Origin of the sequence: Polaromonas aquatica (assembly GCF_050626995.1) — a bacterium.
Classification (GTDB): Bacteria; Pseudomonadota; Gammaproteobacteria; order Burkholderiales; family Burkholderiaceae_C; genus Polaromonas; species Polaromonas aquatica_A.
Map to the genome: position 1 here is coordinate 3,347,988 of NZ_CP192467.1, position 22,983 is coordinate 3,370,970.

At 60.8% G+C, this 22,983-nt stretch carries 21 protein-coding genes; 14 read left to right on the forward strand and 7 right to left on the reverse strand.

Annotation, left to right across the window (positions count from 1 at the left end):
• Positions 1 to 36: 36 nt before the first annotated feature.
• The 5 genes from dxs (at position 37) to ACQ4MS_RS16130 (ending at position 6,126) form a co-directional block, all read left to right on the forward strand.
• Positions 37 to 1,938, forward strand: coding sequence for a 1-deoxy-D-xylulose-5-phosphate synthase (gene dxs / locus ACQ4MS_RS16110; protein ID WP_431095642.1), 1,902 nt, complete (start codon positions 37 to 39; stop codon positions 1,936 to 1,938).
• 273 nt (positions 1,939 to 2,211) lie between these two features.
• Positions 2,212 to 3,291, forward strand: coding sequence for a TRAP transporter substrate-binding protein (locus ACQ4MS_RS16115; RefSeq protein ID WP_431095643.1), 1,080 nt, complete (start codon positions 2,212 to 2,214; stop codon positions 3,289 to 3,291).
• 252 nt (positions 3,292 to 3,543) lie between these two features.
• Positions 3,544 to 4,623, forward strand: coding sequence for a TRAP transporter substrate-binding protein (locus tag ACQ4MS_RS16120; RefSeq protein ID WP_431095644.1), 1,080 nt, complete (start codon positions 3,544 to 3,546; stop codon positions 4,621 to 4,623).
• A 231-nt stretch (positions 4,624 to 4,854) separates the two neighbouring features.
• On the forward strand, positions 4,855 to 5,934 hold the full coding sequence (locus tag ACQ4MS_RS16125; RefSeq protein ID WP_431095645.1) for a TRAP transporter substrate-binding protein: 1,080 nt from the start codon (positions 4,855 to 4,857) through the stop codon (positions 5,932 to 5,934).
• A 57-nt stretch (positions 5,935 to 5,991) separates the two neighbouring features.
• Complete coding sequence (locus tag ACQ4MS_RS16130) at positions 5,992 to 6,126, forward strand: hypothetical protein (protein WP_431095646.1); 135 nt, start codon at positions 5,992 to 5,994, stop codon at positions 6,124 to 6,126.
• Between the two features lie 49 nt (positions 6,127 to 6,175).
• Here the strand turns inward: ACQ4MS_RS16130 and ACQ4MS_RS16135 are convergent, their stop codons facing one another.
• The 4 genes from ACQ4MS_RS16135 to ACQ4MS_RS16150 all read right to left on the reverse strand — a co-directional run bounded on the left by ACQ4MS_RS16135 (position 6,176) and on the right by ACQ4MS_RS16150 (position 11,921).
• Positions 6,176 to 7,966 carry a TRAP transporter large permease gene (locus ACQ4MS_RS16135; protein WP_431095647.1) on the reverse strand — a complete coding sequence of 597 codons (1,791 nt, stop codon included), beginning with the start codon at positions 7,964 to 7,966 and terminating at the stop codon, positions 6,176 to 6,178.
• A gap of 15 nt (positions 7,967 to 7,981) precedes the next feature.
• On the reverse strand, positions 7,982 to 8,581 hold the full coding sequence (locus ACQ4MS_RS16140) for a TRAP transporter small permease subunit (protein WP_431095648.1): 600 nt from the start codon (positions 8,579 to 8,581) through the stop codon (positions 7,982 to 7,984).
• 372 nt (positions 8,582 to 8,953) lie between these two features.
• Positions 8,954 to 10,015 carry a selenide, water dikinase SelD gene (selD, locus tag ACQ4MS_RS16145; RefSeq protein ID WP_431095649.1) on the reverse strand — a complete coding sequence of 354 codons (1,062 nt, stop codon included), beginning with the start codon at positions 10,013 to 10,015 and terminating at the stop codon, positions 8,954 to 8,956.
• A gap of 139 nt (positions 10,016 to 10,154) precedes the next feature.
• Complete coding sequence (locus ACQ4MS_RS16150) at positions 10,155 to 11,921, reverse strand: hypothetical protein (RefSeq protein WP_431095650.1); 1,767 nt, start codon at positions 11,919 to 11,921, stop codon at positions 10,155 to 10,157.
• 470 nt (positions 11,922 to 12,391) lie between these two features.
• Here ACQ4MS_RS16150 and senA point away from each other — a divergent pair, with 470 nt between their 5' ends.
• Positions 12,392 to 13,648 (forward strand): selenoneine synthase SenA, encoded by a 1,257-nt coding sequence (gene senA / locus ACQ4MS_RS16155; protein ID WP_431095651.1) that lies wholly within the window; start codon positions 12,392 to 12,394, stop codon positions 13,646 to 13,648.
• Between the two features lie 35 nt (positions 13,649 to 13,683).
• On the opposite strand, the gene ACQ4MS_RS16160 is transcribed toward senA, so the two are convergent.
• A complete protein-coding gene (locus tag ACQ4MS_RS16160; RefSeq protein ID WP_431095652.1) occupies positions 13,684 to 14,796 on the reverse strand; it encodes a substrate-binding domain-containing protein in 1,113 nt (370 codons plus the stop codon).
• Positions 14,797 to 14,995: 199 nt separating this feature from the next.
• Between ACQ4MS_RS16160 and ACQ4MS_RS16165 the strand changes: the two genes are divergently transcribed.
• The 4 genes from ACQ4MS_RS16165 (at position 14,996) to ACQ4MS_RS16180 (ending at position 17,918) form a co-directional block, all read left to right on the forward strand.
• A complete protein-coding gene (locus ACQ4MS_RS16165; protein ID WP_431095653.1) occupies positions 14,996 to 15,742 on the forward strand; it encodes an ABC transporter permease in 747 nt (248 codons plus the stop codon).
• A complete protein-coding gene (locus tag ACQ4MS_RS16170) occupies positions 15,739 to 16,428 on the forward strand; it encodes a phosphate ABC transporter ATP-binding protein (protein WP_431095654.1) in 690 nt (229 codons plus the stop codon). Before ACQ4MS_RS16165 ends, ACQ4MS_RS16170 begins: the two co-directional genes overlap by 4 nt.
• A complete protein-coding gene (locus tag ACQ4MS_RS16175) occupies positions 16,425 to 17,273 on the forward strand; it encodes an extracellular solute-binding protein (RefSeq protein ID WP_431095655.1) in 849 nt (282 codons plus the stop codon). The genes ACQ4MS_RS16170 and ACQ4MS_RS16175 overlap by 4 nt, the downstream gene beginning before the upstream one ends.
• A 288-nt stretch (positions 17,274 to 17,561) precedes the next feature.
• Positions 17,562 to 17,918 carry an HPF/RaiA family ribosome-associated protein gene (locus tag ACQ4MS_RS16180; protein WP_431095656.1) on the forward strand — a complete coding sequence of 119 codons (357 nt, stop codon included), beginning with the start codon at positions 17,562 to 17,564 and terminating at the stop codon, positions 17,916 to 17,918.
• An 8-nt stretch (positions 17,919 to 17,926) separates the two neighbouring features.
• Here the strand turns inward: ACQ4MS_RS16180 and ACQ4MS_RS16185 are convergent, their stop codons facing one another.
• Complete coding sequence (locus tag ACQ4MS_RS16185) at positions 17,927 to 18,412, reverse strand: GNAT family N-acetyltransferase (RefSeq protein ID WP_431095657.1); 486 nt, start codon at positions 18,410 to 18,412, stop codon at positions 17,927 to 17,929.
• Between the two features lie 244 nt (positions 18,413 to 18,656).
• Between ACQ4MS_RS16185 and ACQ4MS_RS16190 the strand changes: the two genes are divergently transcribed.
• Together ACQ4MS_RS16190 and ACQ4MS_RS16195 are read left to right on the forward strand one after the other, a co-directional pair.
• Entirely contained in the window at positions 18,657 to 19,409 is a 753-nt protein-coding gene (locus tag ACQ4MS_RS16190) for a metallophosphoesterase family protein (protein WP_431095658.1), read from the forward strand.
• The gene (locus ACQ4MS_RS16195; RefSeq protein WP_431095659.1) at positions 19,406 to 20,881 is read left to right on the forward strand and encodes a protein kinase domain-containing protein; all 1,476 of its coding nucleotides are present in this window, start codon (positions 19,406 to 19,408) and stop codon (positions 20,879 to 20,881) included. Before ACQ4MS_RS16190 ends, ACQ4MS_RS16195 begins: the two co-directional genes overlap by 4 nt.
• 70 nt (positions 20,882 to 20,951) lie before the next feature.
• Here ACQ4MS_RS16195 and ACQ4MS_RS16200 read toward each other — a convergent pair whose 3' ends face one another.
• Complete coding sequence (locus ACQ4MS_RS16200) at positions 20,952 to 21,509, reverse strand: LuxR C-terminal-related transcriptional regulator (RefSeq protein WP_431095660.1); 558 nt, start codon at positions 21,507 to 21,509, stop codon at positions 20,952 to 20,954.
• 97 nt (positions 21,510 to 21,606) lie between these two features.
• On the opposite strand from ACQ4MS_RS16200, the gene ACQ4MS_RS16205 reads away from it, so the two are divergent.
• Both ACQ4MS_RS16205 and ACQ4MS_RS16210 read left to right on the forward strand, forming a co-directional pair.
• Positions 21,607 to 22,314, forward strand: coding sequence for a CoA transferase subunit A (locus tag ACQ4MS_RS16205; protein WP_431095661.1), 708 nt, complete (start codon positions 21,607 to 21,609; stop codon positions 22,312 to 22,314).
• A 1-nt stretch (position 22,315) separates the two neighbouring features.
• Positions 22,316 to 22,954 carry a 3-oxoacid CoA-transferase subunit B gene (locus ACQ4MS_RS16210; RefSeq protein ID WP_431095662.1) on the forward strand — a complete coding sequence of 213 codons (639 nt, stop codon included), beginning with the start codon at positions 22,316 to 22,318 and terminating at the stop codon, positions 22,952 to 22,954.
• Positions 22,955 to 22,983 lie beyond the last annotated feature (29 nt).

The window sequence follows — 22,983 nt, forward strand, 5'->3', positions numbered from 1 at the left end:
CGGGAAGCCGGCCTTGCCATAAACAGCGACACCACGATGTACCCATTGCTTGAAACCATCAACAGCCCCGCCGACTTGCGGAGCCTGCCCCGTACCGAATTGAAACCGCTTGCCGACGAACTGCGGGCTTATGTGCTCGACAGTGTTTCAAAAACCGGTGGGCATTTGAGTTCCAACCTCGGCACCGTGGAGCTCACGGTGGCTTTGCACTATGTTTTCAACACACCCGAAGACCGCCTGGTGTGGGACGTGGGCCACCAGACCTATCCGCACAAAATCCTGACCGGCCGGCGCGAGCGCATGGGCAGCCTGCGCCAATTTGGCGGGCTGTCGGGTTTTCCGCGCCGCGACGAGAGTGAATACGACACCTTCGGCACCGCCCACTCGTCAACCTCGATCTCCGCCGCGCTGGGGATGGCACTGGCTGCCCAGCAAAAAGGCGAGGACCGCCATGCCGTGGCCATCATCGGCGACGGCGCCATGAGCGCGGGCATGGCTTTCGAAGCCCTGAACAATGCGGGTGTTCACGACCATTGCAAGCTGCTGGTTGTGCTCAACGACAACGACATGAGCATCAGCCCACCGGTGGGTGCGCTGAACCGCTACCTGGCCCAGTTGATGAGTGGGCGCTTTTATGCGTCCGCCAAACAGGTGGGCAAGCAGGTTCTTCGTGTGGCCCCGCCCCTGCTTGAGCTGGCCAAGCGCCTGGAGTCCCATGCCAAGGGCATGGTGGTGCCGGCCACCCTGTTTGAAAACTTCGGCTTCAACTACATCGGCCCCATCGACGGCCACGACATCGAGTCGCTCGTCCCCACGCTGGAAAACATCAAGCACCTGATGGACAGCAAGGGAGGGCCGCAGTTCCTGCACGTGGTCACCAAAAAAGGACAGGGCTACAAGCTTGCTGAAGCCGACCCGGTTGCCTACCATGGACCCGGAAAATTTGACCCGGCCATGGGCCTGCAAAAATCAGCCGCCCCCGCCAGGCAGACTTTCACCCAGGTGTTTGGCCAGTGGTTGTGCGACATGGCCGAGCACGACGGCCGGCTTGTTGGCATCACGCCTGCCATGCGTGAAGGTTCGGGCATGGTGGAGTTCCACAAACGCTTTCCCGAGCGCTATCACGATGTCGGCATCGCCGAGCAACACGCCGTGACGTTTGCCGCCGGCATGGCCTGTGAAGGACTCAAGCCCGTCGTCGCAATTTATTCGACTTTCCTGCAGCGCGGCTATGACCAGCTCATCCATGACGTGGCCCTGCAGAACCTGCCCGTCGTTTTTGCACTGGACCGTGCCGGCCTGGTCGGCGCCGACGGCGCCACGCATGCGGGGGCCTACGACATTCCTTACCTGCGCTGTATTCCCAACATGAGCGTGGCCTGTCCTGCCGATGAAAGCGAATGCCGCAAGCTGCTGAGCTCGGCCTTCGAGCAAAACCATCCGGTCGCTGTGCGCTATCCGCGTGGTGCCGGCGCCGGCATCGAGCCGGGGACCGGACTGGAAGCACTGCCTTTCGGCAAGGGCGAGGTCCGCCGTGAAGGTGCAGGTGTTGTCATCCTGGCCTTCGGCACTCTGCTCTATCCGGTCCTGCAAGCCGCCGAAAAACTCGGCGCCACCGTGGTCAACATGCGCTGGGCCAAACCGCTGGACGCCGAACTGCTGTTGAAGGTGGCAGCCAGCCATGAAGCCCTCGTCACGGTTGAAGAGGGCGCCATCATGGGCGGCGCTGGCAGCGCTGTCAGCGAAGCCTTGCAAGCCGCGGGCATCACCAAGCCGGTGCTCCATCTGGGCCTGAAGGACGAATTCATCGAACACGGCGACCCAGCCAAACTGCTGGCGTTGCAAGGCCTTGATGCCGCCGGCATCGAAGCGGCCGTCACGGCGCGGTTTGGCGCGCTGCTGAAATCCGGCAAACCAGCACTCAAGTCCGTCGCCTGAGCACGGATCCAGCGAGGCCCTGAAGTCTTCCAGCCCAGCAGGGGCCGCGGAACCGGCTTTGCCGGGCCGCAGACGCCGCGCCCCTCGGGGCAGCGACCCACACAAAGTGGGGGAGCGTGGGGACCACATAGACAGCTTCCCGTCAGCTCTTCAAGGGTAAACCCGGCCGGGTCGATCCCCTCTCATTTTTAGAATTCTTGAAGGTCTGCAAAGCTGCCTGGCGGATGCCAGCGCTGAGTGGAATTTTCTTTTTTTTCTTTCGGAGTCAACTTGATGGATCGTCGTTCACTTATCAAAAACGCCGGCATCGCCGGCGTTTTTGCAGCAGGCGTTGCGCCAGTTGTTCACGCGCAGGCCGCTGTTCGCTGGCGCCTGGCGTCCAGCTTTCCCAAATCGCTGGACACGATCTACGGCGGCGCGGAAAGTTTCGCCAAGCACGTCAGGGCCATCTCGGGCGGAAAATTCGAAATTTCAGTGCATCCCGCCGGTGAACTCATGCCTGCGTTCAGCGTGGTTGATGGTGTGCAGCAAGGCACGATTGAAGCAGCGCACACAGCGCCTTACTATTTCTTCGGCAAGGATGAGACCTTCGCCATCGGCGGCGCCATTCCTTTCGGCCTGAATAGTCGCCAGATGAGCGCATGGACCTTCGAAGGCAACGGCCTGAAGCTCATGCGCGAGTTCTATGCCAAGTACAACATGATCAGCTTTCCGTGCGGCAATACCGGCGCCCAGATGGGTGGCTGGTTCCGCAAGGAAATCAAGACCGTCGCCGATATGAAAGGCCTCAAATTCCGCGTCGGCGGTTTTGCCGGAAAGGTCATCGAGCGTCTGGGCGGTGTTCCGCAAAATATCCCCGGCGGCGAAATCTACCAGGCGCTGGAAAAAGGCACCATTGACGCGGCCGAATGGATCGGACCCTATGACGACCAGAAGCTGGGCTTCAACAAAGTGGCGCCCAACTACTACTACCCCGGCTGGTGGGAGGGCGGCCTGCAACTGGACTTGTACATCAACCAGAAAGCCTACGACGCCTTGTCGCCCGAGTACAAGGCTATCGTGGAAGCCGCCAGCGCAGCGGCCCACGTCGATATGCAGGCCAAGTACGACACCAAGAACCCCACCGCCTTGAAGCAACTGGTGGCCTCGGGTGCCAAGCTGCGCCCCTTCCCGGCGGACGTCATGAACGCGGCGTTCAAGGAGTCCATGAAGCTGTACGAGGAGTTGTCAGCCAAAAACGAGAACTGGCGCAAGGTCTATGCGGATTACTCAAAATTCCGCGGTGACCAGAACCTGTGGTTCCGTTTCACCGAAGCGACATTTGACCGTTTCATGCAAAGCCAGAAGCTCTAAAGCTGTCAGTTTGATCAGGCAAGGGGAGCGGCTTGCGCCTGGCAATGCCGCTGCGGGAGGCTGCTCGTCCATACGCTGCCTGGCAAACGGTTATTTGTGGTCAATCTACGGGTAAAAACGGGGTGCTTTTATGCAAAAGAATGACAAAGTGTCGATGCGCCGCCGAGTCAAGCAAGGCAATGCGACTATTGCAGTACGCCGAACCGATCAGGCAGATCAACGCAAAATTCGATAACTTCAGGAGAGAGTTTTATGGATCGTCGCTCACTAATCAAAAATGCCGGCATCGCCGGTGTACTGGCAGCGGGTGTAGCACCCGCCGTTCATGCGCAGGCTACTGTTCGCTGGCGTGTGGCATCCAGCTTCCCAAAATCGCTTGACACTATCTTCGGCGCTGCCGAGGTGTTCGCCAAGGCGGTAAAAGCCATGTCCGGCGGCAAATTTGAGGTGTCGGTCCATGCTGCCGGCGAGCTGATGCCAGCGTTTGGCGTGGTGGACGGCGTCCAGCAGGGCACGGTTGAGGCATGCCACACGGCGCCTTATTACTTCTTCGGCAAGGACGAAACGTTTGCGCTCGGATGCGCCATTCCTTTCGGCCTGAACAGCCGCCAGATGAGTGCCTGGATGTATGAGGGCAACGGCCTGAAACTGATGCGCGAGTTTTATGCCAAATACAACATCATCAACTTTCCTGGCGGCAATACGGGCGCGCAGATGGGTGGCTGGTACCGCAAGGAAATCAAGTCGCTGAAGGACATCAAGGGCCTGAAGATGCGCATCGGCGGATTCGGCGGCAAGGTACTTGAGCGCATTGGCGGCGTGCCGCAAAACATTCCCGGCGGCGAGATTTACCAGGCGCTGGAAAAGGGCACGATTGATGCCGCTGAATGGGTGGGCCCTTACGACGACCAGAAACTGGGCTTCAGCAAGGTAGCTCCCTTCTATTACTACCCTGGCTGGTGGGAAGGCGGCCCTCAGCTGGACTTCTTCATCAACAACAAGGCCTTCGAGGCGCTGACGCCTGAAAACAAGGCCATTGTGGAAGCCGCCGCGGCCCAGGCCCATGGCGACATGCAGGCCAAATACGACGCGAAGAATCCCGGAGCGCTCAAGCAACTGGTGGGCGCAGGGACCAAGCTGCGGCCTTTCCCGGTCGACGTGCTGAATGCGGCCTTCAAAGAGTCCATGGCACTGTATGACGAACTCAGTGCCAAGAATGAGAACTGGAAGAAGGTCTACGCCGATTACGCCAAATTCCGCGGCGACCAAAACCTCTGGTTCCGTTTTACGGAGGCCACTTTCGATCGGTTCATGCAGGGCCAGAAGCTTTAAACTGGCGATCCTTCAGAGTCGTCAGCTTTCTGCAAGCCGCCTCCCAGAGGCGGCTTTTTTATTGCCTCAAACACTACGGGTAAAAACGGGTGGGACTGCGCATGAAAACTGACAGAATCGCCGGCTGACCTTTGCTTGAGGGGGCGGCCTGTATGGGGCGTTCCGGCTTGAGCGGTCCGGCGGGTGCTCTTTCAGGGCCCGCAAATTCGAAACCCTTCAGGAGATAGTATTTTGGATCGTCGCTCACTTATCAAAAACGCCGGCATTGCCGGCGTTCTCGCTGCTGGCATCGCCCCGGCGGTTCACGCGCAGGCCGCCATCCGCTGGCGCCTGGCTTCCAGCTTCCCCAAGCCGCTTGACACCATTTACGGCGGCGCTGAAGTGTTCGCCAAGAAGGTCAGCGAGATGACCGGCGGCAAGTTCCAGATCAGCGTGCACGCGGCCGGCGAATTGATGCCCGCCTTTGGCGTCGTTGACGGCGTGCAGCAGGGTACCGTGGAGATGTGCCACACCGTGCCTTACTACTACTTCGGCAAGAACGAGGCGTTCGCCATTGGCGCCGCCATTCCTTTCGGCATGAACTCCCGCCAGATGTCTGCCTGGATGTATGAAGGCAACGGCCGCAAGCTCATGAACGAGTTCTACGCCAAGTACAACATGGTGAGCTTCCCCGGCGGCAACACAGGCACCCAGATGGGCGGCTGGTTCCGCAAGGAAATCAAGACGGTTGCCGACCTCAAGGGCCTGAAGTTCCGCATCGGTGGTTTTGCCGGCAAAGTCGTCGAAAAACTCGGTGTGGTGCCCCAGAATTTGCCGGGCGGCGAAATCTACCAGGCCCTCGAAAAAGGGACGCTGGATGCCGCCGAATGGGTCGGGCCTTACGATGATCAGAAGCTCGGTTTTGCCAAAGTGGCGCCGTTCTACTATTACCCCGGCTGGTGGGAGGGCGGCCCCGAGGTTGATTTCTTTATCAACAACAAGGCTATGGATGCTCTGCCCGCGGAATACAGAGCCATCGTGGAGGCCGCTGCTTCCCATGCACACATCGACATGCAGGCCAAGTACGACGCACGCAATCCCGGCGCGCTGAAGCAGTTGGTGGCCTCAGGCACAAAAGTGCTGCCTTTCCCTTCCGCGGTGCTGGAAGCTTCTTTCAAGGCCTCCATGGACCTGTACGAAGAAATCGCTGCCAAGAACCCGGACTGGAAGAAAATTTACGGCGACTACCGTGCCTTCCAGCGCGACCAGATCCTCTGGTTCCGTTTTGCTGAATCACGCTTCGACACTTTCATGCAAAGCCGCAAGATGTAAGAGACGCAAGCGTTTCGCCCAAAAGCCCCGCTTGGCGGGGCTTTTTTTTGCCCCACCTTGCCTCGCTCATCATTTCCTTTGCCGGTCTGCACAGAGGTCGAAGACTATCCGCCCATCCCCGGCGTACCGGCGGCGTCCGGCGCACGATTTAACGGCACGCTGGTTTTAAACCGCACGCTGGTGTTTGCGTGAGCACAAAAAAAAGCCCCGTAAAAACGGGGCTGGGGAAGAAAGCGCTCGCCTATTTCTTTTTGGCGGCTTCTTCAAGTGCTTTCATGGGGTCGATTTCAGCGGGTGCGGCCTCGGGCGCGGGCATGCCGCTCGCGGCGTCCGAAGCGGGGGCGTCGGGGTTGGTTGCGAAAGGATCCGTTACCGGCTCCATGGCGGGCATGTTGTTTTCCATCTCGATGCGCACCTTGTCCAGGTCATAGACCTCCTTTTTGTCCAGGCCGCTGGAGACGATGCCGGGGAATGCAATGATCAACCCGACCATGACGATCTGGATCAACACAAACGGCACGGCGCCCCAGTAAATCTGCATGGTCGTAACCGGCTCGATCAGTTTCTTGGTGACTTTGTCCGTATAGGCCTTAACGGGCGCCACGCTACGCAGGTAGAACAGCGCAAATCCGAAAGGCGGATGCATGAACGAAGTCTGCATATTCACTGCTAACAGTACCCCGAACCAGATCAGGTCAATGCCGAGCTTTTCCGCAACGGGTGCCAGCAGCGGCACCACAATGAACGATAGTTCAAAGAAGTCCAGGAAGAAAGCCAGAAAGAAAATCAGCACGTTGACCACGATCAGGAAGCCGGTCTGGCCACCGGGCAGGCCGGTGAGCAAGTGCTCAACCCATATGGGTCCATCAACACCTTGGAAAGTGAGGCTGAACATCGTGGAGCCGATCAGGATAAACACCACAAAGCACGACAGCTTCGTTGTGGTGGCCAGCGCCTGCTTGAGCAGCGAGAAGCTGAGCCTGCGGCGTACCAGGGCCATGACGAAGGCTCCCAATGCGCCCATCGCTCCGCCTTCCGTCGGCGTGGCAATGCCGAGGAAAATCGTGCCCAGCACCAGGAAGATCAGCAGCAGCGGTGGGATCAGCACAAAAGTTACGCGCTCGGCCATGCGTGAAAGCAGGTTCAAGCGGGTAATTTTGTTGATGACGGCAATCAAAAACGCGAATATGACGCCTGCGCACATGGAAATCACAATGGTTTCATCTGTCGGCACGGTGGCTACTGTCACGCCGGTCATCCAGCTCTGCACCGCGGCGTAATTCTGGCCGAGGTACACAGCGCTGGAAGTGGCAACCACTGACAGGATGACCAGCGACAGCAGGCCAGTTTTGCCATTGTCTTCACGGATGGTGCGTGCTTCTGCGGGCAAGGCCGGAACCCATTGCGGCTTGAAGACGGCCAGACCCACGATATACAGGACATACATGCCGGTCAGCACGAAGCCGGGAATGAAGGCGCCCTTGTACATTTCGCCGACGCTGCGGCCCATCTGGTCCGCCAGCACGATCAGCACCAGCGACGGCGGGATGATTTGCGCCAGGGTTCCGGATGCGGCAATGACGCCGGCGGCGATGCGCCTGTCATAGCCATAACGCAACATGATGGGCAGGGAGATCAGGCCCATGGAGATCACCGATGCGGCTACCACGCCTGTCGTTGCCGCCAGTAACGCGCCGACAAAAATCACCGCCAGCGCCAATCCGCCCCGAATCGGGCCAAAGAGCTGCCCAATGGTGTCGAGCAAATCTTCCGCCATGCCGCTTCGCTCAAGAATGAGCCCCATCAGCGTGAAAAACGGTATCGCCAGCAGCGTATCGTTCTGCATGATGCCAAAAACACGCAGCGGCAGGGCTTGTAAAAGTGCCTCCGGCAGTACACCCAGTTCAACGCCGATAAAGCCGAAGAACAAGCCGCAGGCACCCAGGCTGAAAGCAACCGGAAAACCCATCAGCAGGAAGACGATGAGCCCCAGAAACATGATCGGGGCGAGATTTTGAATGAAAAATTCCATGAATGTGTCTCCCGATCAGCTGGCGCTGGTTTTGGTTTCAGCAAGCCTGCGGATGGCTTCGGCGAGTTCCTCTTCGGCGGTTTTTTCCACCTTCCTGACGGTCGGATCCTCGATCAGGCCTTTGAGGAAGGCAATTCGCTTGATCAGCTCCGACCAGCCCTGCAGCAGCAGCAGGGTGAAGCCGAGCGGAATCATCGCGTACACAGGCCAGCGGATCAGGCCACCCGCGTTGCCGGAAACTTCGCCAGACTGGAGGGCGCGAACAAAAAACGGAATGCCGTAGTAAAGCAGGGCAACACATACCGGCGTGAGGAAGAGAATGAAGCCGATGATGTCCACCCAGATCTGCCCGCGCTTGGAGAGCCGGCTGGAGATCACGTCGATCTTGACATGCTCGCCTTGCAGCAAGGTATAGCCGGCCGCGATGAGGAAGGAGGCGGCAAACAGGTACCACTGCACTTCCAGGTAGGCGTTCGAACTCACGTTGAACACCTTGCGGACGATGGCGTTAAGGCCGCTGATCACGGTGGAGGCCAATATCAGCCAGATGACGTATTTGCCAATCTGCGTGTTGAGCCAGTCCACCGCATTTGAAAACTTCAGTAATGCGCGCATTGTTTGTCTCCAGGGTAAAGGGATGCGCATAAAAATTCATCCAGAGCCCCCGCTTTAAGCGAGGAGTCCGGATGGATTCGTGCGACACGGAATTTTATAAAGAACTATAAAAGGCAAGCTGACAGCATTTTGACGGTAGGCCCCTGGATACCTAGGGGTAAACGCGTGGTTCGCCCGGATTTGGGAGCTTTTCAAGCCGATAGCCTGTTCGTCCTCTGTTTTGGTGCCAGGGAGCGGCTCCAGATCCACTGCCTGCTGACGTCGGCATTGGCTGCCGATCCGGGTCCTGCTCCCATCGCCGTTCCAGCTGCATGTACCGAACATGTGGCATTGAACTTTTGTCCGTGATTCAAGGGGGCTTTTCGCCTTCGCTCAGCGCACAATCATTCCCTTCCCGGCCGTCACTTCCCCCACTACAGCCGCATCCCCGAACCCCTGGGAGTGGAAAATTGCCAGCACCCCGGCGGCGCTATCCGCGCTGCAGGAGACCAGCAGGCCTCCTGAGGTTTGCGGGTCGCTGAGCAAGGCCTTGTCCATTTCGGAAAAGCCGGCAGGCAAACGCACCTCGTCGCCATAGCTGGCCCAGTTGCGTCCTGAAGCGCCCGTCACGCAGCCCTGTGCTGCGAGTGCGCGCGCGCCTGCCACAACCGGCACGCTTGGCCAGTCGATGTGCAACTGGACGCCTGCCCCGCGTGCCAGTTCCAGCCCGTGGCCGGCCAGGCCAAACCCGGTGATGTCGGTCAGCGCGTGCACGCCTTCCATGCGCGCCAGTTCAATGCCCGGCTTGTTGAGCTGCGTGGTAAGGGCGACCATGCGCGCGTAGCCCTCGGCATCGAGCATTTCTTTTTTGAGTGCCGCCGACAGGATTCCGATACCCAGGGGCTTGCCCAGGATCAGTACATCGCCTTGTTGCGCGCCCGAGTTTTTCTTGACGCGCGAAGGATGCACCAGGCCCAGCACTACCAGGCCGTAGATCGGTTCCACGGAGTCGATGGTGTGGCCGCCTGCAATCGGAATGCCTGCTTCGCGGCAAACATCCTGCCCGCCGCGCAGGATGGCGCCTATGGTTTCCAGCGGCAGAACGTTGATGGGCATGCCCACAAGTCCCAGGGCCATGATGGGTGTGCCGCCCATGGCGTAGACATCGCTGATCGCGTTGGTGGCGGCGATACGGCCGAAGTCATAGGGGTCATCGACGATGGGCATGAAAAAATCGGTCGTCGCGATCAGCGCCTGCTCGTCATTGAGCAGGTAAACGGCTGCGTCGTCGGCTGTTTCAATGCCCACCAGCAGCTGCGGCGGAATGGGAAGGTTGCTGGAGTTCTTGAGAATTTCGCTCAGAACACCCGGGGCAATCTTGCATCCGCATCCGCCGCCATGTGAGAGGCTCGTGAGCCGGGGCGGGGTAGTCGGACGTATTTCAGGGGCGTTCATGGCAGGCGCTTTCAATGGCTTTCCCGCGGTACCGCGCGGTACGCGGGTTTTTTGGCGTAGCAACCAGTTTAAAACAAGGATGTTTGCTCACGCATGTGACCTGCCATCCCCAGGTCCGCTCTGGCCGCGCCCTTGCGGTTCAGTTGTCCTTGTCCGCCTTCAGTTCGCCCTTCACCGCGTCATACACAAACAGTTTTTTGGCCAGGGCGGGCTGGTAGTTGAGCATGTCAATGAGAAAGCTCAGGGCCCCGAGGTTATTGCCAAGGCGGTCGAACGATCCGGCAATACGGGCCTGCTGCTCATTGGCGTCGGGTTTGAGCATTTGCTCTACAAGCTCGCGCATATGCATGACTGCCAATGCAGCCTGGTCTACCCCCAGCATGGACAGCACGCCTTGCATCTGCGCGAGCTGGCCCGGCACCACGGCCAGGGGCTTCTTGTCCTCCGGCGTGCGGAAGAAGCTGTCAAGGGATTTTTCCAGCACGCCGAGCGCCACCCGCAGTTCACCCACCACGCTTCCCATTGTCTGTTTGTCGTTGACGCGCTGGTACAGCTCCTCCATCCACGACTCCAGGGGTTGCGGCTGACCGCCGGTCCTGGCGCTTTCAAGCCGCTCCGCGAGCCGCGCCGTGCGGGCCCACAAGCGCGGGTCATTGGGATCGAAATCGTCAAACACAGCTTCCAGATACAGCACGGCGGTTGCCACTTCCAGCGCCAGCTCGGGGCTGGGTGCCTGGCCAGAGCTGACCGTGGTGGCGATCACACGCGTCAGCGCGCGCGCCATCGATTCGCTCGGGGGATGCAGCTTGACCAGAGAATCCGTCACCAGGCTGAACTGGTCATTCAGCGATTTGAATTTGCCCAGGTCTCCTGCCGTGGCCGCGGACCAGCTTTCCTTGGCCGAGCCGATACGCTTGCGGGCCTGCGCGATCAGCGCCGGGGCGAAGCGGCCAAACTGGACCGACTCGTAGTCAACCGGCTTGAACCGCGTCAAGCCATAACTTGAACGGACCGCCGACAGCACCGGGGCGTCGCTGGAGCGCGGCACCTTCGCCTGGGAGCACAGGAAAAGCAGATCCTCCGCAAGCCTGGCCGATGCCTCCGTGCCCTTGGCCAGCCAGACGTACTGCAGCAGGATGCGCAGTGTCGCGCGCTTGACGTAGAGGTCGATCTTCAGCAGGCCTTTTGCCAGCGCCTCAAAATACGCGGCCGCAATCTTCCAGAAGGTCCTGGGTTCAATGCCGGTTTGGCCCTGTGCAAACCCCAGGCACACGTCGCTGAGGCTTTGCGCGGCTTCGGCATCACCCGTGCGGATGAGTGTCAGCATCAGCCGGTCCAGCAGTTGCCGGGATTCGCCGCCGTACACCCGGGCATCGACGGTGATATTGAGGACCGGCTCTATCCAGCGCCATTGAAACACCCATAGGTCCGCCGGGTGAACACGATCCGCGCCGACCAGGCCCTGGATGTCGCGGTACTGGGGAAAGAGAGATACCGCAGACACCGGTTTTCCGGCCAGCACGTCTTCGAGGTAATGCGTCAGGGAAAAACCGGCCAGCTCAATCTTGGCGGCGGCGTCCTGCGTGCATTGCCCCGGTGTCTGGATGAACTTTTGCACGGCCGTCTCCATCGCCCGCAGCACCAGAGCGGGGGCACTCATGCCGACCATCTCCAGCGCGCCGACCGCCTGGTGCAATTGCTGGCGGGCTGTGCGCAGCTGGCCGGCATCGAGTGCGGCGAGATCAGAGTTGCTGACGCCTTCGGCTTCCCGCAAAAAGCGCTTCAGCGCTTTATTGGCGCCTTCCAGCGACTTGCGCAGTTCTTCCAGCACCCATGCCAGCGGCCCGAGGTCCAGGAGCGTCATGTCGAGCTCGGCGGGCGATGAGTTCAGATCGTGTGGTTGCATAAGTGGCATGCCGGTGGATAAGTCAAGAGCGGGGGGGGAAGGGTCAGTCGGTGCGTCTTCAAGACCAGTACGCATTCTTATTAATATGCAGCGCGACTCGCCGGAGTCTATCCGTGTACGTGTTGTTACAAAAGGGGGTGAGTCGCCATGGCGCGACACCTTTTCATCAATATTTTTGGCGGCGTGGCAATGCCTGGCCTGGCCCCTCATTTGTACTCCAGGCCAACATGCAACCTAATCACTTATGCGACGTGCCGCCGGTCCCCGTCTGCTATTCTGGTTTTAGCCGGCGCCTGACATGGTGGTGCCTTGTTTGTGTCCATCCCCCGGCAGCCTCGCCACAACTTTGTCCGGGATGCGGGCGCTACACCTTTTCATTACTCGCCTCATTCAATGCCTTACCGACGTCTTTATCGGCGTACCGGCCTCATCCATCACCTCATTTATTACGCCCTCAAACATTCGTCACCATGAACAGCCTGTTTGACTCACCCTTGATGCGCAGCGCCGGCCGTGATGTCCTGTCGTTGGCGCTGATGGATGCCCGTAACCACACCTTGCGGGTTTTTGGCCAGTACCAGCAGGCGCTGGAGTCCGTCGGCTTTGCCGTACCGGTATCTCCGCTGCTGAGCCCTCCGCTGTGGATGCTGGGCCAGGTGGGCTGGTTCCAGGAGTGGTGGATTGGCCGCAATGTGCAGCGTGCGCAGGGCTGGTCGTGCGCGCCGGGGCCCACACGGCTCGCGTCCATTGAGCCCAATGCTGACCGCTGGTGGGATCCGGCAGGCTTGCCGCACAGCCAGCGTTGGTCGCTTGACCTGCCGGATGTGGAGAGATGCCGGGCCTACCTGCTCGCTACGCTGGAAAGCACCCTGGAATTGCTGGACAAAGCCGGGGAGGACGATGACGCGCTCTATTTCTACCGCTTGTGCCTGTTTCATGAAGACATGCGGGCCGAAGCATTGATCCATGCCGCGCAACTATTGGGTGTGCCCATGGACAGGGAATTGCTCCAAGCCTTCACGCCCCCAGCCATGGGACTGCGCGACGCGTTGCTGATTCCGGCTACCGTCTGGAAAATGGGCTCGGCCGCGCCGTCAAACGCCACAGGTTTTGCCTTTGACAATGAATTGGCGCAGCACGACGTCGAGGTGCCGGAGTTCGAGATTGACGCGCAGCCCGTAAGCTGGGCGCAATTCGTGGAGTTTGTCGATGACGGCGGTTATGACCGGCCTGAGTTCTGGCAAGCTGCGGGATGGGACTGGTTGCAGGCCACGGTGAAAAGCGAAGGCAGGCGCGGCCCGCGCTACGTTGAACAGATCGGTGTGGCCAGTGGTGCCGTGATGCAGACACGGTTCGGTTCGGCGATGCGCATGCTGGGCAACCAGCCGGCCATGCACATGACCTGGTGGGAGGCTGACGCGTGGTGCCGCTGGGCGGGACGGCGGCTGCCCGCAGAGGTGGAATGGGAGGTCGCCGCGCATACTGCCGCGCGCAGGGGATTTCGTTGGGGTGATGTGTGGGAATGGACGGCGACCACATTTCGCGCCTACCCCGGTTTTGTGCCTGGCCCGTACCGGGAGTATTCCGAACCCTGCTTTGGTACCCATAAGGTGCTGCGCGGCGCCTCTTTTGCAACGCGTGCTCGCTTGAAGCACCCCCGGTTCCGCAATTTCTGCCTGCCGGGGCGTGACGATATTTTCTGTGGCTTCAGGTCTTGTTTGCTATAAAAACAATAGCTGGTTGCGCCCATTATGAAAGGGCTTCAGGCGTATTTTTCTGGTTTTTCCTTGCGGTACGTCCACCAGGGCAAGGTGGCGCGCAGGGACAGCACTTTGCCGCTTTGGGCTGTTTCACCGCTGTAGCCGGGCAATTCTTCCAGCGTGGCCTGCCAGTCGCGGCTCTGGAGCTCCTTGAGCAGTGCCTGCACCTGCGGCGTGGGCAGTTCGGATTTCAGGCAAACCAGGTGGTAGCGCTCCTCGGCCAGGGGGATAAAGCCCAGGCCTTTCTCGCGCGCTGCTGTTTCAATACCCAGGCCAGCATCGGCCACATCGCTGGCGATCGCCTGCGCCACGGCGGTATGCGACGGCTCCTGGCTCGGGTAGCCCTGGATACCTGAAGCCGCCATACCGGCCTTGTCCAATAGCTCGTCTAGTAGCACGCGCGTGCCGGTGCCTTCCGCCCGGTTCACATAACGCACACCTGGCTTCGCGAGGTCGGTGATGCTGGTGATGTGTAGTGGATTGTTTTTGGCGACGATCAGGCCCTGCCTGCGATGGGCGAAGCCGATCAGCTTGTGCAGCCCGGGCTTGAGCAGCTTGCGGTAAGTCTGCGCAGTGACGGATTGGCTGTCGGGCCGGTCCTGGGTGTGAAAGCCGGCCATCATGCAACGCCCTGCATTGAGGGCCGCGATGGCATCGACGCTGCCCATGAAGCGGATGTCCAGGTGCAGCCCGTGCGGGCCAGCCTGCTCACGCAGGGCCGAGAGCGCCGTATCGTGGCTGGCGTACATCGTGAGCACATGGGCGTTGTCGTCAAAGGCGGTGGAAAAAGCCCGCTCGATGTCGCCGCGCAAGGCTTCGATCTGTGGCGCCAGCCGAGCCTGCGCCTGCCGTTCGGCCCACAGCAGCTTCTCGCCAAACTCGGTGAGGCGCGCCCGCTGGCCCTTGTCCCAGATGATGAGTGTGCGCCCCAGGGTCTGTTCCCAGTCCTTGAGGGCGCCCCACACGTGCCGATATGACAGGTCGAGCGCCTTGGCGGCTTTGGAGATGGAGCCTTGCTCGCGCACGGCATGGAGCAGGTCCATCAACGGGTTGCGTATCAGCGTGTTTTTGCCGCGCTGTGGCGTGAGCAGGTAAGAAAGTTCGACTTTATGCATGGCATGGCAGAGAGTGCATGGATTATGAGTGCACCGGTGCGCGCCTCGATGGCGCATCGGTGAGTGCCTGAACGAATGGGAAAGAACAGGCCGGCACGGATAGACGGATTCCTCCGGTCGGCCTATGCAAATGCATTCATAGCGATGATTCCCAATGCAAATCAAGGACTTAGGCCGTACGATTGGTACTGCCTCACACATGAACACCTTCTCAGACAGCGCCGCCACGGCATTCACCCTCATCACCTCGCTCGATCCCATGCTGGCCAGCATCGTGGCCCGTTCATTGGCCGTGAGCGCCAGCGCCTGTCTTATTGCCTGCAGCGGTGGCCTGCTGCTCGGTGCATGGCTGGGCGTGTCGCGCTTTCGCGGCCGCGGCGCGGTGCTGGCCCTGCTCAATACGGCGCTGGCCTTACCATCGGTTGTGGTGGGGCTGGTGGTGTACCTGTTGCTCTCCCGAACCGGTCCCCTCGGTTTCCTGGGCTGGCTGTTTTCCTTCAAGGCCATGGTGCTGGCGCAGGCCGTGCTGGTGCTGCCGGTCGTCACGGCCCTGGTTCGCCAGACCATTGAAGACGCAGACCGCAGCCACGGCGAGCAATTCCAGTCGCTGGGCGCGGGGCGTTTCATGCGCGGCCTCATTCTTTTGTGGGACGAGCGTTACGCGCTGCTGACGGTGCTGATCGCCGCGTTCGGCCGTGCAATCTCGGAGGTTGGCGCCGTGATGGTGGTCGGCGGCAACATCGATGGCTTCACGCGTGTGATGACGACCTCAATTGCGCTGGAAACCAGCAAGGGCGACCTGCCGTTGGCGCTCGCGCTGGGGATGGTGCTGCTGGGTGTGGTGCTGCTGCTCAACATCCTGATCGCGCTGGTGCGGCGCTGGCGGGAGCAGTTGGATGACCGGCTGCCGGATGTGACACTGGCCGCCGGAGGCGCCCAGCCATGACACAGGTTTTCAATCTGCACGCCATCGGGGTGCAGTTCGGCCAGGTGCAGGCGCTCAGCGGCTGCAGCCTGCGCATTACCGCGGGCGAAAGACTGGCGCTGGTGGGCGCCAACGGCAGCGGAAAGAGCACGCTGCTGCGGACCCTCAACGGCCTTGTAAGGCCGTGTGCCGGCAGTTTTCAGCATGATGTGCAGCTGCGCCAGGCCATGCTGTTCCAACGGCCCTACATGCTGCGCGCCAGCGTGCAAAACAACGTGGCGCTGGGGCTGTGGCTAGGCGGTATGCATTGGCAGGAAGCCAGGGCCCAGGCACTGGCCGCCCTGGAGCGTGTAGGGCTGCAAGACCTGGCCGCCCGCAACGCCAAGGCGCTGTCGGGCGGGCAGCAGCAGCGTGTGGCGCTGGCGCGCGCCTGGGCGCTCAAGCCGCAGGTCCTGCTGCTCGACGAGCCCACAGCCAGCCTGGACCCCACGGCCAAGCGCGAGGTGGAGCGCCTGATGGCGGAATTTGCCGATGCCGGTATGACCCTTGTTTTCAGCAGCCATAACCTGGGGCAGGTCAAGCGGCTGGCCAGCCGTGTGATTTACCTCGAGCATGGCCGGCTGGTAGCCGACATGCCCACTGTGGATTTTTTCAATGGCGCCGTCCCCGCGGCGGCCGAAGCATTTTTAAAAGGAGAGCTTGCATGAACAGTTTGAGCATGATGTCGCGTAGTTTGAAATCCATCCGGACCGCGGCTCTTTTCCCGATTGCACTGTGCGCCACTTTGTCGATGGCACAGATCCAGCCAATCGTGATGGCGTCAACCACCTCGACTGAACAATCCGGGCTCTTTGGCGCCCTGCTGCCTGAGTTCAAAAAGGCTTCCGGCATCGACATCAAGGTGGTGGCGGTCGGCACCGGCCAGGCTATCGACATGGGCCGCCGGGGGGACGCCGACGTACTGTTTGTGCATGACCAGGTGGCCGAAGAAAAAGTGGTAGCCGAAGGCTTTGCCATCAAGCGCTTTCCCGTCATGTACAACGACTTCGTGCTGGTCGGCCCGGCGGCCGACCCAGCCAGGACCAAGGGCAAGGACATTGTTGATGCGCTGAAAAAACTCAGCGCAGCGAACGCCAACGTTATCTCGCGCGGCGACAAGAGCGGGACCCACGCCGCCGAGCTTCGCTACTGGAAAGCTGCAGGCGTTGAAACGCCGGCCGACAAGCCCGCCTTCAGCAACTACAAGGCTTGCGGCTGCGGTATGGGCCCGGCGCTCAATATCGCAGCAAGCAGCGGCGGCTATGTGCTGGCCGATCGCGGCACCTGGCTCTCGTTCAAGAACCGCGGCGACCTGGCCGTCCTGGTGGAAGGTGACACGCGGCTGTTCAACCAGTATGGCGTGATGGTGGTGAACCCCGCCAGGCACCCGCAGGCCAAAGTGGTGGAAGCACAGAAGTTTGTCGACTGGGTGATTTCGCCCGCGGGCCAGAATGTGATCGCTGGCTACAAGATCAACGGCGAGCAGCTGTTTTTTCCTAACGCGAACAAGTAAACACCAGGAAGAACCGCAAACCGCAACTGGATGTGACGGCGCCGATGCAGTGTGCACGGAGTGACGAATCGTGGCGTCGCCGCCGTACATACTCGCCGTACATACTTTTACCGAATCGCAACTTGTGATGCGGAATACCCGCCTTTACTTCAGAGTGGGGGTCAAGGACTACACGCCTGCCTGGGCACAGGGCGCACAATGAATTTTCAGCCGCTATCCAGGCCGCTGCGACACAGCCCGGCCGGCAGGCCTCTTCGCTGAAACCGTTCTGAAAGGAAAACAAAACCCATGCAAGTCCAAGTCAATTCCAATCACACCATGCATACCGGCGAAGCATTCGAGCGCTGGGCGAGCACCGAACTCAACAGCTCATTGAGCCGCTTCAAGGGCGATATCACACGCATTGAAGTCCATATGAGCGATGAAAACAGCGACAAGATCAGTCCGGACCAAAAGCGCTGCGTGATGGAAGCACGGCTGGCGCACCACGAACCGCTGGCCGTCAACCACCACGCGCCCAGCCAGGATGAAGCCTTCCGCGGTGCAAGCGACAAGCTCAAACGGATGCTTGACCACACGCTGGGGAAATTGCGCGATCATCACCGCGCCCGCGAAACCATCCGGCACGAGCCAGACGCTCTCTGAGTCGCCGGCTAGTCCTCGGCCCCCGGGCCGAAGGCTTTGGCCATCGCGAAGCGGCGAAGCACGGCTCCGCGCCGTTCAACGCTTTGTTCTTCCTTCACCACGAATCCCTGGCGCTCAAAAAATGGCCGGCTTGCCAGGCTGGCCTCGGTAAACAGCTCCACGGCGCCTAGACTGCGCAGCGCAGCTTCGGCGTGACCGTAAAGCTGTGAAGCAACACCGCGGCGTGCAGCACCGGGCGATGTAAACAGGAGGTCGATATGGCCGCTTTCCTCATAGCCGATAAAGCCCAGCGGATTACCGCCTTCCGTGCCTTGCGCGAGCAAAATGTGCAATGGAATGAGCCGCGTTTTCCATAGGCCCAGGTTGGGTGGGCGGGGCGCCCAGGCCTCACGCTGCACAGCGTCGTAGTGGCTTCCCGCCAGGCCATGAATCGCATCAGTGAACAGCTGGGCGACAGCGGCAAGGTCAGAATCCCTGTAAGGCCGGACAAGCATGAGTGGGGATACCAGAGAGTTAGCGTTATTTTGACCTGTGGCCAGTCGGAACGGGCGCAGGATGCTATAACTTCAATAGCAATTTGCCGGCCGAGATCTTACCTGAGGCCGCACACCGGCCGCGTCATGACATAAAGCAGCCACGTCGCTTCCTTTTCCGGCAAACTGTACTGTCCCGCAACGGATGGCATGAGGTTGTGCTTTCTTGCTACTGCCTGTTGCGGAATAGAACGGCAGCCACCCTATGAAAATTGCCTTGCTCTCGGACGTGCACGCAAACCTGCGTGCGCTGGAAGCCTGCCTTGCCCACGCGGCGGAGCAGGGCGCTGGCCGCCTGGCTGTGCTGGGAGATCTGGTGGGCTATGGCGCGCAGCCGGCCGAGGTGGTGGATCGGATTCGCGGCCTGGCCAGCGAAGGTGCCGTCGTGCTCAGAGGCAACCATGACCAGCACACCGTGACGCCACCCGCGCAGGTCCGTACGCTCGACCAGAGTGGCGCCGCCTGGACCCACGAACGGCTGGGCAGGGATGCGCTGGATTTTCTGGAGGCACTGCCGCTGACGGCTACGCTCGGCACCGCGCTGCTGGTGCATGCCAGTGCCGACTCGCCGGGGCGCTGGCACTATGTAGACAACGAACGCCGCGCCGAGGCGAGCCTTGACGCGGCATCCCTCGACCCGGACGTGTGTTATGTGTTCTGCGGCCATGTGCACCAGCAGACGCTGTATTTCCGGGGTGCGGGGCAGGGACTGATGCGCTTTCAGCCTACGCCTGGTGTGACCATCCCGGTGCCGGCGCATCGCCGCTGGATCGCCACCGTAGGCTCGGTAGGCCAGCCGCGCGACGGCAATACCAAAGCCATGTATGCGATGTTTGACCCGGAGCAAGCCGAGCTGACTTTTCACCGCGTGGCCTATGACCATCTGGCGGCTGCGGCCGACGTACGCGCGGCGGGTCTACCCGAATACTTTGCACAGCGACTGGAGGCGGGTCTTTGAGATTGATGGCACCTGGCACTGTGATGGACGGATTTGTGGTGGGCGAATGCCTGCACGCCGGCGGCATGGCGCAAATTTACCAGGTGGGATATGCCGACGCGGCGCGCGCCGTGCCTTTCCCCTTGGTGATGAAGGTGCCGCGCATGACGCCCGGCGATGGCGCGGAAAACATCGTGGGTTTTGAGGTGGAGTTGTTGCTGCTGTCGGTACTGACGGGGCCGCATGTGCCGCGGCTGGTGGCCGCAGGAGACCTTGAAAAGCTGCCCTACCTGGTGATGGAATACATCCCCGGCCGCACCCTGCAACAATTGCTGGACGAAGCGGGGGCGCCGCTGCCTGCGGAAGAAATTGCCCGCCTGGGGGCGGCTGTGGCGCAGGCGGTGCACAGCTTGCACCTGCAGGATGCCTGCCACCTGGACCTGAAGCCGGCGAACGTGCTGGTACGCCCCGACGGCAGGGTTGTGCTGCTCGACTTCGGGCTGTCCCGCCATGCGCATTACCCGGATCTGCTGGCCGAAGAGTTGCGTCCCGCTGTGGGTTCTCCCACCTGGATGGCGCCCGAACAGGTGGTGGGTGTGCGCGGTGACCCACGCAGCGATATCTTTGCCATTGGGGTGATGCTGTACGAGCTGGCTACGCACGAGCTGCCCTTCGGTAACCCGCAGACCCGCGGTGGCCTGCGGCAGCGCCTGTGGATGGATCCGGCGCCGCCGCGGGCGCTGCGGCCCGACCTGCCCGAATGGTTGCAGGAAGTGATCCTGCATTGCCTGCAGAACGAAGCCGACAGGCGCTATGCGTCGGCCGCACATCTGGCGCTGGACCTCTCAGACCCGCAGCAGATCGCCGTAACCGGACTGGGGCGGCGTCTGCGGCCCGTGGGCTTTTGGGGCCACTTCAAGAGGTGGCTGCGCGCCGCGGGCAAAGACTACCAGCCCAGCCCGCTCCCATCCCGGCAAATTGATGCGGCGCCCATTGTCATGGTGGCCGTGCCCTACCTGGACGTGAGCGACGTCACGCTGTATTCACTGCGGCGCGCCGTGATGCGGGTGCTGGGCACAACACCGCGTGCGCGGCTCACCTGCGTGACGGTGATTGATCCGGCCACCACACCGGGCCACGACTCGCAAACCAGCGAAACCACCGTGCACCGGCGCTACCTCGGCATGCTTCGGCAATGGGCGCAACCTTTGCAACTGGACAGCCAGACGGTGTCTTTCCACGTCATCGAGTCGGGCGATGTCGCCCAGGCACTGCTGCACTATGCGCAGGGCAATCACGTCAGCATGATCGTGATGGGGGCGGCGACGCATGGCCTGCAGATGCAGCGCCTGCTGGCGACAGTGCCGATCAAGGTCGCCATGGCCGCGCCTTGCACAGTGATCCTGGTGAAGCAGGCATTGCCGTTTGAGCAACTGGCGAATGAGGAGGCAGCTCAGCCGACGCTGGCCGGCATCAACGCGTCAATGGTTTAAGAAAAAAGGCCTAAAGCCCTTTGTTTTTGGGCGTAAAGCGCTATATAAAACATAGCAACTGGTGGCTCGCTCAGGACCCGGCCATGAGCCGGTGTACCAGGTCTGCAGTGGTCGATGCCTTGTACTTGCGCATCAGGCGGGCGCGGTAAATTTCGACGGTGCGGTGGCTGATCACCAGCGCGCGGGCGATTTCCTTGGAGGTCATGCCGTCCATCAGGTGTGCGGCCACTTCGCGCTCACGTGCGGTGAGCTCGGCCGTGACAGGCCTGCGCGAGCTCAGGTCCTCGAAGGTCCAGATGCCGGCTTCGTGCGGTGCGCTGCGATTGATCGCCCGCCCCGTGACGTGGCACCAGAAAGTCTCGCCTTTGTTGCGGCCGTCCACGCGCTTCATGATGCGGTCGTCGGAATACAGGCCCTTGGCGTTCAGGATGGGAATCATGCGCGCGCCTGTGCGTTCGTATTCGTCTGCGCTGGGATAAAGAATCATGAATGACTGGCCGGCGAGCTGCTTGCGTGTGGCGCCAAACATCTCGCACAAATGCTCGTTGCAGTCCACAATCGAGCGGTTGCGGGACAGCACCAACCCCACCGGCGCCAAATCGAATGCAAGCTGGTAATCGACTTCCACAGTACTTACCTTTACGGAAAACTACGTAACCTGATAAGTAGTATCGTAGTGGATTGCGGATGGCATTTGCCAGCGTCACCACACAAGGAGACTATTTGTGAAAAAACTTTATCCCTCCGCCGCGGAGGCTCTCAAGGGCGTCGTCCAGGACGGCCAGTTGATGGCCGTCGGCGGTTTCGGCCTGTGCGGTATCCCCGAAGCGTTGATTGACGCTTTGCGTGACAGCCAGGTGAAAAACCTCACCGTGATTTCCAACAATGCCGGCGTTGACGGCTTCGGGCTCGGCAAGCTGCTGGAAACCCGGCAGATCAAAAAAATGATTTCCAGCTATGTCGGCGAGAACAAGGAGTTCGAGCGCCAGTACCTGGCGGGCGAACTGGAGCTGGACTTCACGCCCCAGGGCACGCTGGCCGAAAAGCTGCGCGCCGGCGGCGCGGGCATTCCGGCCTTCTTTACCAAGACAGGCGTGGGCACCCAGGTGGCCGATGGCAAGGAACTGCGTGAGTTCGACGGCGAGACCTATGTGATGGAGCGTTCATTGGTGCCCGACGTATCGCTGGTCAAGGCGCATACCGCGGACAAGTCCGGCAACCTGCGCTTTAACCTCACGGCCCGCAATTTCAATCCGGCCGCCGCGATGGCCGGCAAGATCTGCATCGTCGAGGTGGAGAAAGTTGTTGAGATCGGTGAGCTGGCCCCTGATGACATCCACTTGCCGGGTATTTATGTGCACCGGATCGTGCTGAATGCGAACCCGGAAAAACGCATCGAAAAGCGGACCCTTACCGAGAAAGCGGGAGTTTGATATGCCCTGGACCCAAGACCAGATGGCGGCGCGTGCCGCCCAGGAACTCGAAGACGGTTTTTATGTGAACCTCGGCATCGGCATCCCGACGCTGGTGGCGAACTTCACCGGTGACAAGGAAGTGTGGCTGCAGTCCGAAAACGGCATGCTGGGCATTGGCCCGTTTCCGACAGAAGACGAAGTGGACGCCGACCTGATCAACGCCGGCAAACAGACGGTGACCACCATCAAGGGGTCGTCCATCTTTGGCAGCCACGAAAGCTTCGCGATGATTCGCGGCGGCAAGATCAATTTGTCCATCCTCGGTGCCATGCAGGTCAGCGAAAAAGGCGATCTCGCCAACTGGATGATCCCGGGCAAGATGGTCAAGGGCATGGGCGGCGCGATGGACCTTGTCGCGGGCGTGAAGCGCGTGATTGTCCTGATGGAGCACGTTGCCAAAAAGAAAGACGGCACCGAAGACATGAAGATACTGCCGAAGTGCACCCTGCCGCTGACGGGCGTCGGTGTGGTCGACCGCATCATCACCGACCTGGCCGTGATGGACGTGGTGCCGGAGGGCCTCAAGGTGGCGGAACTCGCCCCCGGCGTGACCCGCGAGGTGTTGCAGGCCAAGACGGGTGTCCCGCTGATTTTTTGACATGCGAGCCGGGCAGCGGCCTTCTGGCC